This window comes from Myxococcus eversor, assembly GCF_010894455.1.
GTDB classification, from domain to species: domain Bacteria; phylum Myxococcota; class Myxococcia; order Myxococcales; family Myxococcaceae; genus Myxococcus; species Myxococcus eversor.
The window spans coordinates 440,723-454,493 of the sequence record NZ_JAAIXY010000002.1 but is presented as its reverse complement, the minus strand read 5'-3'; the positions used below and the strand labels follow the sequence as shown (position 1 = coordinate 454,493).

Here is a 13,771-nt window from a genome sequence, read left to right as displayed (position 1 = left end):
AACAATGGCCCCCGACTGGAGGGTAGTGGGTATGTGTGTGAGAGTGTCGCCATGCGTCCCATCCAGGCGGAACTGCTGTCCGGCAGCGAGCTGTACCGGGAGGTGGTGCTGGAGAAGCTGCTCCACGCGCGCGAGTCGGTGTGGATTGCGACGGCGAACGTGAAGGCGATGTACGTGGAGTCGAAGGGGCGCTTCGTTCCGCTGGTGGAGGTGCTGGATGGGCTGTCCGCGCGAGGGCTGTCGTTGCGGCTCTTGCACGCGGAGCTGCCGAGCCGTCCGTTCCGCGCGGCGTTCGACGAGCGGGCCCGGCTGGTGGCGGGAGGGTTGGAGTTGAAGGTGTGCCCGCGCGTGCACTTCAAGGCGGTGGTGGTGGACGGGGCGTGGGCCTACCTGGGGAGCGCGAATCTCACGGGGGCGGGCCTGGGCGCGAAGGGCGACGCGGTGCGCAACTTCGAGCTGGGGTTCGTGACGGAGGACTTCGACGTCATCGACCGGGTGACGGCGCTCTACGAGGCGGTGTGGAGCGGGGCCGAATGCCGGGGGTGCAAGCTGCGGGCGGTGTGCCCAGACCCGATAATCCCCGCACCCACCAGGTTGGGGGAGATGCGAAGCTCGCGCGACGCCGTGAGGCTGGGCAAGGCTCGCCGGCTCAAGCGACACACCTCGGAGTCTCGACGACGATGATGAAGCTCTACTTCGCCCAGAAGACGCGCGCCACGCGACCCCGCTGGTTGCTCGAGGAGCTGGGAGTCCCGTACGAGCTGGTGCCGGTGGACCTGCTCCAGCGCGAGCACAAGAGCCCCGAGTACCTGCGCGTGCACCCCATGGGCTCCATGCCCGCGCTGGAGGATGACGGGCACGCCGTCTTCGAGTCGGCCGCGATTCTCCTGCACCTCGCAGACAAGTTCCCGGAAGCGGGCTTCGCGCCGGCGCTCGGCACCGTGGAGCGCGCCGAGTACTACCAGTGGATGATGTTCTGCATGGCCACCATGGAGCCGCCCCTGTCCGCGTACTCCGCGCACAGCCGCTTCCTGCCGGAGCACGAGCGCGTGCCCGGGGAGGCGGAGCGGGGCCAGAAGCGCTTCACGGACATCGCCCGCATGCTGGAGGAGAAGCTCAAGGGGCGCTCGTTCCTGGTGGGCGAGCGCTTCACCGCGGCGGACGTGGTGATGGCGTCCATCCTCAACTGGGGTGGAGGCATGGGGCTGCTGGAGGACTTCCCCGCCCTGCGCTCCTACGTGGAGCGGCAGATGGCTCGTCCCGCCGCGCGGCGCGCCCAGCAGTAGGACGCCCTCCGTCTGGCGGCTATTCGCTCGGGGGCCCTTCGCCGCGATTCACCGCGGCGGCGATGGCGGGCTCCTCTGCCTGGGCGCTCGCCTCGGCGGACGCCTTGCCCTGCTGTCGCTCTCGCCACGAGCTGGGGGAGTCGCCCACCAGCTTGCGGAACAGGCTGCTGAAGTGCTGGAGCGACGCGCAGCCCACCTCCACCGCGACGGCGGTGAGCTTCATGTCCGTCTCCAGCAGCAGCGCCTGCGCCATACGCACCTGCACCGAGTTCAGCTCCGCCTGGAAGGACGTCCCCGCCTCCTTCAACCGGCGCTGGAGCGTGCGCTCGGACATTCCCATCTCCCGGGCCACGTCCGACAGGTTGATGTCCGGCAGCTTGCCGCGCATCGCCTGGTGCAGCTCGCGCAACAGGGGCGACTGGCCCGTGGCCTCCGCCACCAGGTCATTCAGCTTGGACAAGAGCGGCGCCGCCCGGCCCTCCGGCTGGCCCAGCCACGCGAGCGCGTTCGCGGGGTCCGTGAACACCTTGCTGGGATAGGCGCCCGTCAAGAGCGTGTAGAACCCGCCCACCACCGCGCCCGCCACGCCCTCCGGACGCACCAGGGCCTGCCGCTGCACGGACGTGCTGAACGACTTCTCGCGCGCTTGCATGTACTTCACGAGCACCGCGAATGCGGCGGGGTCCGCCGCCTCCAGCCGCCGCGCATCCACCAGCGACGCATGCGGCGCCGCGGGGGCGAGCTCCACATCGAGCACATGCACCAGCCGGCGCACGTGCGCCTCGGCCGGGCGGCCCCAGAGGATGAAGCCGCACAGGTCCGCCGAAGCGTACCAATGCAGGAAGCCTTCCCCGACTAGGTAACGGCCGTGGGGGTCCCTGAAGTAATCGTCGACGCCGTCTGCCGATCGCACGGCTCGGCAGAATAGCGCTTCGCCACCTTGGCCACCCAGAAGGGATTGATGGGGGCCAGCGAAGTGACCAACTCCGGCCGGACCTGCGCCGTGCCGGCCAGCTCCGCCGTCACCACCGGCAGCTCCCGCCAGGCCACCTGGGGCTTCACGTGGTGGGCCTGGTGGTAACCGGCATTGAAAAAGAACAGGTTGTACAGATGGGAGGTGGACGTGGTGCCCAGGGCCGCCTTCTGGGTGGAGTCCGTCTCGAAGTGGGCCGCCAGGTTGAGCCAGTGGATGCAGACCTGTCCCACCAGCAGCACCCCCCACCACGCCAGCCCCAGGGCCGGGCGCCAGAGGATGACCGCGAGGATGCCCCCGTCCACGACGAGGAAGTCGAGGATGAGCTCCAGGCGCTGGTTGCGCTTCTTGGCCCACCGCCACACGTTGGCCACCGCCTCGAACGGCCAGAACCACGGCGTCAGCGCCGAGCGCAGGCAATAACGCAGGGCGCCTTCACCCGGACGCCGCTGACCCCAGTCCCCCGGGCCGTCGTTGTACCGGTGATGGTTGAAGTGGTGGATGTAGTAGCCCCGGTAGGGGAACCCACACGCCAGGCCGAGCGTCCGGGACACGACCCAGTGCAGCACCTTGGGGCGCGCCATGGACACGTGCATGTGGTTGTGCAGGACGGCGTAGTTCCAGAACAGCACCGCCCAGCCGACGACGCACATGCCCACGCGGCCCCAGAGGCCCAGGTGGTCCCAACTCAACAGGAAGGAAGGGAACCACACCCACCACAGCGCGTGTACCGCGAGCTGCGGCAAGTCGAGAGCGGGGGCGGGGGAGGGGCGAGTCATGAAGCACGAAGGTAGGCTTGCGCTCGCCTCGCCGCTTCATTCCATACGCCAAGCGCTTGCGAAAACGCGCAACCTCGAGCGTCGTCCCCCTCAATCCGTTGCAACCCGGGTCCACCCCGCCCCGGGACTGATTCCGCCCGCGCTCGCTGTCTTCCACGGATGAGGAATGGAAGCAGCGCGTCGCGGGCGTGCTGCGGGGTTCACGTCTCGAGCGCGTTGGCGACCTGGCCCAACAGCCTGAGCCGGGGCGCATCCAGCTTGCGCACGGTGCGCAGAAGCCGGCGCACCTCGGGACGCTCGCGGTACTCCGGCGGGTCCTCGGCGAGCGTGGGCGCGCCTTCCACGCCGGACATGCCGAGCAGCACGTCCGACGAGCAGTTGAGAACCAGACACAGCTTCCTCAGCGTGCGGACGCTGGGGAGCATGTGGCCGCGCTCCAGCCGCCCGTACACCTCGGTGGCGATTCCCACGCGCTCGGCCACGTCGGCCTGGGTGAGCTCCAGCCGCTGCCGCGCCGCGCGAACTGCATTTCCAATGATGGTGGCCAATCGTTGTTCCATGGCGTGCGGAAACCTGTCGAAAGAGGGCTTCACCCCCCGCGCTTCGGCGGAGAGGTACCGGGGAGAAGTGCCTGCGGGCTCCTGACCTCGTGGAACACAGACTACGGGTGGGGTCTGACATTCAGGTGCATCCAGAAGGGCGTGCGAAAGCGCTTGAACCCGAAGGCGTTTCGGACCCTGTCGGGACACGTGTCCGAGGCCGCTCCTGGGGGGCTCCGGAAGTGGGGTTCCGGCGTCCGGGGAAGGCACCATGCGGGCGCTGGACGCGAATCTCGCCAAATGCCGCGCGAGGCCGAAAAATCGGCTCCGGGGAGATCAGCGCCTGTCGCGGGTGGATCAACGTGGCGTGCGTGCGAGTGGGGCTTCACGCGGAGCGTTTCCAGGACGCGTCGGGCTCACCGCGAACGTCGCTCCGGAGCAACGTCCGGTGCTGGACGTCACCCGCCGCGCGGCCGCACTCACGGTGCAGGTGTTCAGCGGTCCTGGCGCGACCGTCGGCGTGTGGCGGAAAGGCGGTGCTCACCTCCGAGGCCGAAAAGTCGGCCTGCGCGGCGTTGTCAATGGAGAGGCCGGGAGTTCAAGGAAAAGCCCTGGTGTTTCCGTGGTTTACGAAGGCGGGACGTCTGACGTAGGGTGGGCGCCCCCCGGTGGGTCGGGGGTGCACCGCGCTGCCTCGCGGGGAGGGCCGTTGAGGTCGTGAGCGACGAGCGTCCGGACGCGCTGCTCAAGAGCGCACTCGAGAAAATTGTCTACTTCGAGGCGCGCGCGGAGCAACTGCTCAGCGAGCTGGGTTCGACGCGCGAGGAGATGGAGCACCTCAAGCGTGAGCTGGCGGAGGCGCATCAGCGCGAGCTGGAGCTGCGCCGCGAGGTGGCGGCGCTGGAGGTTCGCGCCGGGCGGTTCCAGGCGGAGCGCGAGGAGTCCGTGCGGCTCACGCAGGCGCTGCGCGGCGAGCGCGACCAGCTGATGGACCGGTTGCTGAACGCCAGTCGGTTGCGCACGTCGACGAAGGACGGCGACGACGAGGACGACGACCTGGGGTTCGACCTGGCGTCGTTCATCTCCCAACTGCGCAGCGAGGCGCTGCTGAACGGGGAGTCGCAGCGCGTGGCCTCGCCGGTCGTCAAGGTACCGATGCGCGGGCCGGCCGTGCCGCTCGCCGAGGGGGCCGCGAAGGCGCAGGCCGCCAGTGCTTCCGCTCCGAGCACGCCGATTCGAGCCGCGTTGCTGGAGCCCCTGTTGGAGGGGCTGTCGCCGGTGGCGCGCGAGGCCCAGCGCTTCTTCCAGGCGGGGCGTCTCGGCGTCAGCCAGGCGCAGCTCGCGGAGCTGTCCGGGCAGGGTGGCGTGGGGGCTTCGACAGACGAGACGCTGTTCGGGTTCTCCGTGCGCGAGCTGTCCGCGCCGGACCCCGCCGCGCGGATTCGTGCAGCGGAGCGACTGAAGGCGCTGTCCCAGCCGGCGGCGGCTCCGGCGCTGGCGAGCGCGCTGCACGCGGAGACGGACTCGGCGGCGCAGGTGGCCCTGCTCCAGGCGTTCGCGGCGCTGTGCCGGGAAGAAGGCTCGCCGGTGGTGTCTCCGCTATTGGCGTCGCCGGTGCCCGAGGTGCGTATCGCGGCGCTCAAGGCGCTCTTGACGTTGGCGCCTCGGGACGCGGCGCCGCATCTGGCGCAGGCGATGAAGGACCCGGACCGCTCCGTGCGTCGCCGGGCGTCGCTGCTGGCGCTGGGGTTGGAGGGTGAGACGGCGCGGCGGCTGGGCGAGGAAGCCATCCACGACGCGGACTCGGAGGTCCGCTCGCTGGCGGCGCTCGCGCTGGGGGCTGGGAGCGGGGAGAACGCTCGCACGCTGTTGCTGGAGGCGCTGGGCGACCGCGAGCCGCGCGTGCGCAAGGCGGCGGCGCAGAGCCTGTCGCGGATCCTGGGACACGACGTGTCGGCGGTGGTCTCGCTGGATGACACGCACCGGCGCCGCGAGATTCGCAGGCTGGCGACGCTGCCCGTGAAGCCCGTGCGCGCACGGCTGGAGGATGCGGCGCGCCCGATGGTCGCGCGCACCCTGGTTGTTCAGGCGCAGGCGGTGGTTTCCGCGCACGTGGCCGCCTCGGGCATGGCCCATGGGACTGCCTCGATGAGTCCTACGCAGGTGATGATGTCCGCTGGCTCGGCCCACGGGACTGCCTCGATGGCTTCCGCACAGGGGGCCCATGGGGCTGCCTCGATGGGCTCCGCGCAGGCGCAGGGGATGGCCTACGTAGGTGCGACCGCCGCTGGGCCGCAGGCCGTGGTCGGCGTGGGTGCCCGGCAGGGCGCGGGTTTCGCGGCTGCGCCGCAGGCCATGGTCGCCGTGGGTGCCCGGCACGCCGCGGGTTCCGCTGCATCGCCTCAGGCCGTGGCCTCGGTAGGGGGTCGGCAAATCCCGGCTCCGGCTTTCGTGGGGCAGGGGGGCGTTCCCTCGGCGCAGGGTGCTGCCCGTGCTCCGATGCAGGCGGGCGGGTCTCCGCCCTCGACGCTTCTCCCCACCGCGCAGTCCGGCCAGCGCGCGCCAGGCCAGTCCGCGACGGGCACTCCCTCGCAGCCGACAGCGCAGGCCGCCCGGCCCGCCGCCGCTCCTCGACTCTCCCCTGTCCAGGCGGCCCTGGTGGCGATGGGTGCTCCGGCGCCCGTGCCCGCCGCCGCTCCTCCCGCTCCAGCGCGAGCCGCCGAAGCACGTCCCCCCTCGGGCCGCCCGGGTGTTTCACCCGTCGAGACGCTCTGCGGGCAGATGCTGATGGAGGTCCGCGTCGCGGTTCGTGGTCGCTCGCTCGCCGAGCTGACGACCGCCCTGGGGGCCCCCGTGGAACTCGCCCAGGAAGCACTCACCCTGCTATCAGCCCGAGGTTCCGTGGTCCGAAGGGGACACAAATACTTCGCCGCTTGAGGCAAGGTCTCCGTCCCGTACGTCTTTCGAAGGGTCGTTCATGGAAGCGCCGACATACAGCTCGAAGCAGGTGGCCGAGATGCTCGGCGTGTCTCCGAAGGCCATCCCGGAGGACGCGCGGAAGGACGTGTACACCCCGGACGACGTCTGGGATTTGCGCACCACCCTCGACCGCTTCCCGGACAAGATTGGCCACCGCCGTCAGCTCTTCCTGAACTTCAAGGGCGGCACCGGCAAGACGTCCCTGTCCACCTCGTACGCGTGGCGAATCGCGGAGCTGGGCTACTCGGTCCTCCTCATCGACCTGGACAGCCAGGGCCACGCCACCAAGTGCCTGGGCTACGAGGGCGAGGACTTCGAGAAGACGCTGCTCGACGTGCTGGTGCGCAAGACGCCCCTGGCCAAGGTCATCCAGAAGTCCTCCCTGCCCAACCTGGACTTCGTCCCGTCCAACCTCAGCATGTCCACCATGGACCTCTCGCTGATGCCCATGGCCGGCCGCGAGTTCAAGCTGCGCAACGCCCTCAAGGACGTGGAGGCCCAGTACGACGTCGTCGTCTTCGACGCGCCCCCGTCCTTCGGCCTGCTCAACCTCAACGCGCTGATGGCGGCGAACGACTTGTTCGTCCCCGTGCTCGCGGACTTCCTCTCCTTCCACGGCCTCAAGCTGCTGTTCGAAACGGTGCAGAGCCTGGAGGAGGACCTGAACCACGTGCTCGACCACGTGTTCATCGTGGTCAACTCCTTCAACGCCACCTTCAAGCTGGCGAAGGAAGCGCTGGAGGCGCTCCAGAAGCACTATCCGGAGTTCCTCCTGCCGACCATCATCCGGCAGTGCACCAAGTTCGCCCAGGCCTCCAGCGAGGGGCGCCCCGTCTTCGTCGCGGACCCCACGTCGAAGGGCGCCAGCGACATCCAGGCCATGATTGACAACGTCCTGCCGCGCCTCGTCGCCGCGGCCGCCGCCGCCCCGAAGAAGGGCACCCAGCAGGCCGGCTGAGATTCGCCATGAAGAAAGCCTTCGAACAGAACGTGTCTCGCGCCAAGCCGCGCCTCCGCTTGGGCGCGTTCACCGGCGTCGCCGACCCGGCCGAGTCCTCCCCCTCCGAGTCCTCGGAGCAGGAGCCCTCCGCCTCGGCCCCGCCCGAGCCTCCTTCCGCGGACCTGTCCGCCGAGGTCCGCGCCCGAATCGAGCGCGCCCGCGCCCCGCGTCCCACCGCCGCCGAGGCGATGGAAGTCGCGTTGGGTGCGCAGGAGCCGACGCGCGCCCGGGAGCCGGTGTTCACCTCGCAGGTCTCCGAGCCCGTCACGTACGCGTCGCCAGAGCCTGGGTCGCCGGAGTCGGCCCGCTTCGACGACGAGTACGGCGAAGCGCCCGCCACCTTCGCGGCGCCTCCCCCCACTGCGTTCCATCTGGACGGCTTCTCGGCCGGGCACTCCCAGGAGGCCCATCCCATGACGCAGGGCTCGTCACACGCTTCGCTTCCCCATGTCACCGCGATGGTCGCCGAGCCGGTGGCTCGCGTCGAAGCTCCGCCCCAGGAGGTGGAGGTACAGACGCCCGCGCCGCCGCGTGAAGAGGATGACTCCGACGCGCGCCGCGAGCGGCTGAAGGCCCGTCTCAAGGCGGTGCGCGAGAATCCGCGTCCGGAGCCCCTGCCGGCGACGGTGGCCGAGGCGGGTCAGCGCGCGGTGGAGCGCATCACCCACCTCCAGGCGGAGCTGGTGAAGGTGAAGTCCGCCAACCTCTCGCTCACGCAGGAGCTGGAAGTGGCGCGCCGTCAGGCGGAGAAGGCCACCGAGGAAGCCCGCCTGCGCATGGACGAGGCGCGTCGGCTCTCTTCCGAGATGGAAGGCCGCGTGAAGCTGCTGGCGGACCTGGAGCGGGAGCTGGCCGCGCTGGAGGGTGAGCGCGACGAGGCGCTCCTGTCCCTCCAGGAGAACCGTCAGGCGCTCCAGGCCTCCGCGAGGGAGCACGAGGTCCTCGAGGAGGCCGTGGCTCGCGGCAAGCAGGCCCTGGTGGACAGCCTCGCCGAGGAGGAGAGGCTCGCCGGTGAGCTGGAGTCCGCCAAGGACGAGTCGACCTCGCTGCACCGGGCGGTGGAAGCACTCCAGGGCGAGCGTGACGTGCTGGCCCAGCAGGTGGCGTCACTCACCGCCGAGCGCGCCGAACTGCTCGAGGCACGCAAGGCCCTGGAGGCCGTGCACCGCGCGCTGAGCCAGGCCGCGGCCCGGTAGTCCTCGTCGCGTCGGGTCGAGCCGGTGGAGGACGCAAGGCGCTGAAGACTCCCGCGCCTTGCTGAATCCGCTCCACCTGGGGCGCCCGGAAGAGGGCGCCACACGATGGCGCCTACTTCCCGTCCTTCGCCACGCCACCGCGCGAAGTGCTCTTCACGGCGGCGACGAGCTCCGGCTTGAGCGGCGGGTTGTGCAGGCCCTCCAGCGACAGCTCCGCGAACTCGCCCTGCGTGGACTTGAGCCCGTCGAGGAACGCGACGAGGCGCTTCTCACGGTCCGCCTTCTTGGGGTGCCGTGAGCCCAGGCTCGAGCCGTCCGTCGTCTTGCGCAGGAGCGTGCGGTACTCGTTCGGGTCATAGCCGGCGGAGATCATCATCCGCGCCGCGAGCTCGTCCGCCGCGTACTCCTGCTCCTTGTCGTTCCCGCTCTCCGCGAACTCGATGACCTTCTCCGTCAGGCTGCCGAGCAACGCCGAGTCGCCGTCCAGGTCCAGGTTGCCGCCGCTGTCCGTCGAGGCGATGAGCTTGCCGGAGCCTGGAATGCCGGCCTCCATCGTGACGGCCGTCTTGCAGAGGCTCACCTTGGCGGCGTTGTACTGCTTGATGGAGTGCTTGAGCACGACGTGGGCAATCTCGTGCGCGAGCACGCCCGCGAGCTGGCTCTCGTTGTCCAGCTCCGACAGCAGCTTCCGGGTGACGAAGACGTAGGCCCCGGGCGTGGACACGGCGTTGAAGTTCTTGTCGTCGTTGAGCACGCCGAACGTCCACTCCAGCGTGGGCCTCGCGGACTGCGCACCCAGGTTCTTCCCCACGACATTGATGTACTCGTGGACGTCATGCACCCCGGTGCCCTTCGCGCCGTCCGTCGGGGCCATCAACCCGCCACCTCCCTGCACCCAGTGGACGGCCATGGCACTGCCGATGGCGTACTCCTCCGTCACCGTAGGCTCCACGTTCAGCTTGTCGCAGGAGGCGCGCTCCTTCGTCGCCGCCGCCGAGCTGTTCACCACCGTCCCCGCCTTGTCGGCGAACTGAGCGAGTGTCACCCCCTTGCACGACGAGGCCATCAGCCCCAGGCCCGCCAGCGCCACCGTCTTCCAGTGCCCGCGCATCACGTGCCCCCCTTCGACTTGCCCTTGGACGCACCCGACTTCGCCGTGGCCTCCGCGCCGACGACGGGGAACAGGCCCGCCTCCTTCGCGTGCTTCGCGATGTCCGCGGTGGAGACGTCCTTGGCCTTCTTCTCCAGGCTCTGCAACTGGGCCACCGCCTGCTTGTGGTTGCCGCCCTTCTTGTTGCCGTACTCGACGGCGCCGGGGCTGAGCGCCTTCACCGCCGCGCCGCTGGCGACGAAGCCCGCGGGGTTCACCTGGCGCTTGCCCTTGTCCTCCACGACGAGCTCCATGTTGGGCGCGGTGGTGGACAGGTTCGACTGGAAGACGAAGCCCTTCTTCCCCGCCGCCGTCTTCACCTTGTGCCACTGCTTGTTCTTCGCGTCCGCGCCCTCCCACTTCACCTGTTCGCCCGGCTGGAGGACGACCACCGCGTTCGCCGTGGGCGACGGGCTCTCCATCACCCGCGTGTTCTTCGCCTTCACATACAGCGAACCCCCCACCGCCACCGCCGACGCGAGGCTCGGAAAGCCCAGTGCCAGCATCAGGGCCACCCAGGCCGCTCTGGTTCTCATCGTCATTGCTCCGACTCCTTTCCCGCTCACTTGTCCAGGCTCGCCACACCGTCGAAATCCGGCGGCGGCGCCTTCGCGTACTTGTGACAACGCTCCAGCAGGGCTTTCGTCGGACCGTCGTCCGGGTCCTCGGCCCCGAGTGTCTCCAGCATCGACGCGGCCTCGTCGAAGCGCGCCTCTCGATACACGGCCAGCGCGGCGTGATAGCGCTCCACCGTCGCCCGCTTGCGCGCATCCAGGCCGCCCTTGAGCGACAGCAGCTCGTACACGGTGACGGCCTCCGTCTTCCCCGCCACCCGCACGCGGTCCAGCTCACGCACCTCGATGTGCTCGCGCGCCAGTTCGTACGTGCGCGGGCCAATCATGATGACGGAGCCATACGCCTTGTTCGCGCCCTCCAGCCGCGCGGCCAGGTTCATCCCATCGCCGATGGCCGTGTAGCTGAAGAGCTGCTCGCTGCCGAAGTTGCCCACGAAGTTCACCGCGGAGTTGACGCCGATGCGCGTGTAGACGTCCGGCAGGCCCTTGGCGCTGAACTCCGCGCGCATCCGGTCCACCTCCGCCTTGGCCGCGAGCGCCCCCCGGCACGCGCGCACCGCATGGTCGTCCTGGCGCATGGGCGCGCCGAACAGGCACACCACCGCGTCGCCGATGTACTTGTCCAGGCACCCGCCCTCCTTCAGCAGCACGCCACTCACCCGCGTCAGGTACGTGTTGAGGATGCGCACCAGGCTGCGCGGGTCCTCCTTGAAGCGCTCGCTGAAGGTGGAGAAGCCTCGGATGTCGCTGAAGAAGGCGCTGATTTCGACGTTCTCTCCGTCGAGCCTCGGCAGCTTGCGCTCCGAAATCATCTGCTCCACGAGCTTGGGCTCCATGAAGCGACTGAAGGCGGCGCGGACGAACTCCGTCTCCCGGTTGGCCACCAGGTGGTTGAAGGCCACCGCCGTGACGCTGGCCAGCAGGCCCGCCATGGACGGCAGCGCCGTCAGCACGTGCGTGCCGGACGACATGAAGCGCCCCGTCACCAGGTACATGCCCAGAAGCAGCGCCACCGGCCACGCGATTTCCAGCGGCGTCCAGCGCGTCGTCATCAGCAGCACCACGGACACCAGCGCCACCAGCAACGTGAGCGCCAGGTCCACCGCGAGCGGTGCCCGGGTGATGAAGCGCCCGTTGCCGAGCAGCGTCTCCAGCACCGCCGCCTGCTTCATGACGCCGGGGACCTCCGCCTGGAAGGACGTGGCCTTGATGTCGCTGAGTCCCAGCGCCGTGCCGCCGATGACCACCACCTTGCCCCGGAGCGCCTCCGACGCAAGCCCCGAGGACTCGCCCTTGTCCCGGTTCACCCAGCCGTCGAGCACGTCGAGCAGGGTCACGGTGTGGAAGCGCTTGTGCAGCTCCCCGCCGCCGTAATCAATCGCCGCGCCGCCATCCGGGTCCACGGCATAGGAGCGGCTGCCCACGAGCAGCTTCCGGTCGGACAGCGTCACCTCGCTCGCGCCCAGCAGGCCCGCGGCCACGCGCACCGGCAGCGTCGGGTACGTGTTGACGCCATCCGTGTACGCGAAGTGCGTGCGCCGCATGAAGCCGTCGGGGTCCGTCTCCGTATCCACCAGCCCGAAGCCATCGACCGCGCCCACGAGCACGGGGATGGGCGGCACGGGATGGCGCAGCGTGGGCGCGGTGTGCTCGGCGGTGGACTCGGCTGTCTCACCCGCGAAGTCCCGGCCCTCCAGCGTCGGCAGGAGGAGGTCTCTCGTCCGCACCGGGTAGGCGAGGGCGTGTGCCATCTCTTCTGGCGTGACGGAGGCGACGGCGCCGTTGTCCGGTGTGTCGGCGAAGGCGTCGCCGCCCGCTTCGGGGAACGTCTCGTCGCCGCCTTCCTCCGGGAAGGTCTCCTCGCCCGCGGGCAGCGCCTCCCGGGGAAGCGACTCGCCGGTCGAGGCCACGGGGGAAGCCACGGGCGCGGAGGGGAGAGGGGCGAGCGGCGAAGGGGGTGTCTTGTCGAAGTCAGCGCGCGGCAGCGGCTGCGCGTTGGCGTTGGTGGAGACACCCAGGAAGAAGGGGATGCGCGTGTCGCGCAGCATCTGCGCGAAGGCCAGGTCCGTGGACTCATCGGACGAACGCTCGTCCATCACCGCGTCGAACACGACCGCGCGCGCGCCCTCCGCCTGGAGCTGCTCCACCACGCGGGCCCACAGGTTGCGGCTGTAGGGCCAGCTGCCGAAGTTGAGCGTGTAGCGCTCGTTGGCGCGGATGCCGTCCAGCGACGACTGGTCGATGACCACCACCGACACCGTGGGAGACTTCCCGCGCCCGTCGGTGAACGTGGTGAGCGCCTGGTCATACGCGCCGCGCTCCAGGTCGTCGAGCCAGCCGCGCCACCACGCGAGCATCGCCAGCGCGGTGGACAACACCGCCACGCCCAGCATCAGCCGCCAGTGGTTGCGCCAGCGCAGCCGGATGATTTTCCAGGTGTCTCCCGCCACGGCCCCCTCTTGCGATGTGCGTGGCTCGCCACACTAGCCCAGCACGCACTCGCGCACGGCATCTCCCCGGCCGGAAGGGTGCCGATAAAACCATGAATACACTGAAGTCACGACCGTGAGACACGCGGAGACGACGAGCCCTCGTGTACACGCTCGGCATCCGACGCGCGAGTCCGTGGGTTATTCGCGCGGAAACTCCGAGCGCGGGCCCACGCGTCGCCGCGGGGCCCCGTCGGGACAGCAGCGACGTCAGAACGCCGAGCCCGCCTCCTGGAGGAAGCGCGCCTCTTCCGGAGTCGTGGGACGGCCCAGCGCATCGTTGCGGTGTGGGAAGCGACCGAAGCGCTCGATGACGTCCAGGTGTCGCTTCGCGTAGCCGAGCGTCTCGTGGCTGCCGGAATGATGCAGCGTCAGCATCTCGAACAGCGAGACGGAGAGCCGCTGGTCGTGGAGCTCCTCGCTGTGCTCGAAGGGCAGGTACATGAACCACCGCCATACGGACGGCAGCGTGAGGTCCAGGCCCCTCGCCAGCGCGTGACGCGCCACCGAGCGCGCGTGGGCATCCGTGGCGAACGCGCGGGGCGTGCCTCGGAAGAGGTTGCGGGGTACCTGGTCCAGCAGCAGCACCAGCGCCAGGCTGGTGCGGGGTTCGTCCCGCCAGGAGCTCAACTCCCCGGCCGCTGCTCGCTCGTGCGTGTCCAGGAAGCGGTCCCTGCACTCCGCATCGAAGGCCGCGTCGCGCTGGAACCACGCGGCGCGAGGACGAATGCAGGCTGGGTTGCGAGCCGGGTCCGCCGGCAGACCGAACCAGAAGTCGAGCACTTCGTCCGCGCTCACCATGTCG

The 13,771-nt window shown here is 69.8% G+C and carries 12 protein-coding genes; 5 read left to right on the top strand and 7 right to left on the bottom strand.

The window, feature by feature from the left end; genetic code table 11:
* Window positions 1–51 precede the first annotated feature (51 nt).
* Together G4D83_RS05320 and G4D83_RS05315 are read left to right on the top strand one after the other, a co-directional pair.
* A complete protein-coding gene (locus G4D83_RS05320; RefSeq protein WP_163863442.1) occupies window positions 52–684 on the top strand; it encodes a phospholipase D-like domain-containing protein in 633 nt (210 codons plus the stop codon).
* Window positions 681–1,286 carry a glutathione S-transferase family protein gene (locus tag G4D83_RS05315; protein ID WP_163863440.1) on the top strand — a complete coding sequence of 202 codons (606 nt, stop codon included), beginning with the start codon at window positions 681–683 and terminating at the stop codon, window positions 1,284–1,286. Before G4D83_RS05320 ends, G4D83_RS05315 begins: the two co-directional genes overlap by 4 nt.
* Window positions 1,287–1,305: 19 nt before the next feature.
* Here the strand turns inward: G4D83_RS05315 and G4D83_RS05310 are convergent, their stop codons facing one another.
* The 3 genes from G4D83_RS05310 to G4D83_RS05300 all read right to left on the bottom strand — a co-directional run bounded on the left by G4D83_RS05310 (window position 1,306) and on the right by G4D83_RS05300 (window position 3,598).
* Window positions 1,306–2,061 (bottom strand): helix-turn-helix transcriptional regulator, encoded by a 756-nt coding sequence (locus tag G4D83_RS05310; protein ID WP_240356164.1) that lies wholly within the window; start codon window positions 2,059–2,061, stop codon window positions 1,306–1,308.
* An 80-nt stretch (window positions 2,062–2,141) separates the two neighbouring features.
* Entirely contained in the window at window positions 2,142–3,038 is an 897-nt protein-coding gene (locus G4D83_RS05305) for a fatty acid desaturase family protein (RefSeq protein WP_163863438.1), read from the bottom strand.
* Between the two features lie 200 nt (window positions 3,039–3,238).
* Window positions 3,239–3,598, bottom strand: a complete 360-nt coding sequence (locus tag G4D83_RS05300; RefSeq protein WP_141643418.1) for a helix-turn-helix transcriptional regulator — start codon at window positions 3,596–3,598, stop codon at window positions 3,239–3,241.
* Between the two features lie 696 nt (window positions 3,599–4,294).
* Here G4D83_RS05300 and G4D83_RS05295 point away from each other — a divergent pair.
* Genes G4D83_RS05295 through G4D83_RS05285 form a run of 3 tightly spaced genes read left to right on the top strand, consistent with a single transcriptional unit; the run spans window position 4,295 to window position 8,752 of the window.
* Window positions 4,295–6,514: a HEAT repeat domain-containing protein gene (locus G4D83_RS05295; RefSeq protein ID WP_163863436.1), complete on the top strand. Its 2,220-nt coding sequence runs from the start codon at window positions 4,295–4,297 to the stop codon at window positions 6,512–6,514.
* A 40-nt stretch (window positions 6,515–6,554) separates the two neighbouring features.
* Window positions 6,555–7,514 carry a ParA family protein gene (locus tag G4D83_RS05290; RefSeq protein ID WP_163863433.1) on the top strand — a complete coding sequence of 320 codons (960 nt, stop codon included), beginning with the start codon at window positions 6,555–6,557 and terminating at the stop codon, window positions 7,512–7,514.
* Window positions 7,515–7,522: 8 nt separating this feature from the next.
* A complete protein-coding gene (locus G4D83_RS05285; protein ID WP_163863431.1) occupies window positions 7,523–8,752 on the top strand; it encodes an extensin-like protein in 1,230 nt (409 codons plus the stop codon).
* A gap of 112 nt (window positions 8,753–8,864) precedes the next feature.
* On the opposite strand, the gene G4D83_RS05280 is transcribed toward G4D83_RS05285, so the two are convergent.
* The 4 genes from G4D83_RS05280 to G4D83_RS05265 all read right to left on the bottom strand — a co-directional run bounded on the left by G4D83_RS05280 (window position 8,865) and on the right by G4D83_RS05265 (window position 13,767).
* Window positions 8,865–9,863 (bottom strand): M48 family metalloprotease, encoded by a 999-nt coding sequence (locus tag G4D83_RS05280; protein WP_163863430.1) that lies wholly within the window; start codon window positions 9,861–9,863, stop codon window positions 8,865–8,867.
* Window positions 9,863–10,444 carry an SH3 domain-containing protein gene (locus G4D83_RS05275; RefSeq protein ID WP_176433826.1) on the bottom strand — a complete coding sequence of 194 codons (582 nt, stop codon included), beginning with the start codon at window positions 10,442–10,444 and terminating at the stop codon, window positions 9,863–9,865. Before G4D83_RS05275 ends, G4D83_RS05280 begins: the two co-directional genes overlap by 1 nt.
* Before the next feature lie 20 nt (window positions 10,445–10,464).
* Entirely contained in the window at window positions 10,465–12,927 is a 2,463-nt protein-coding gene (locus tag G4D83_RS05270) for an adenylate/guanylate cyclase domain-containing protein (RefSeq protein WP_163863426.1), read from the bottom strand.
* A 249-nt stretch (window positions 12,928–13,176) separates the two neighbouring features.
* Window positions 13,177–13,767, bottom strand: a complete 591-nt coding sequence (locus G4D83_RS05265) for a DUF924 family protein (protein ID WP_163863424.1) — start codon at window positions 13,765–13,767, stop codon at window positions 13,177–13,179.
* Between the last annotated feature and the right edge of the window lie 4 nt (window positions 13,768–13,771).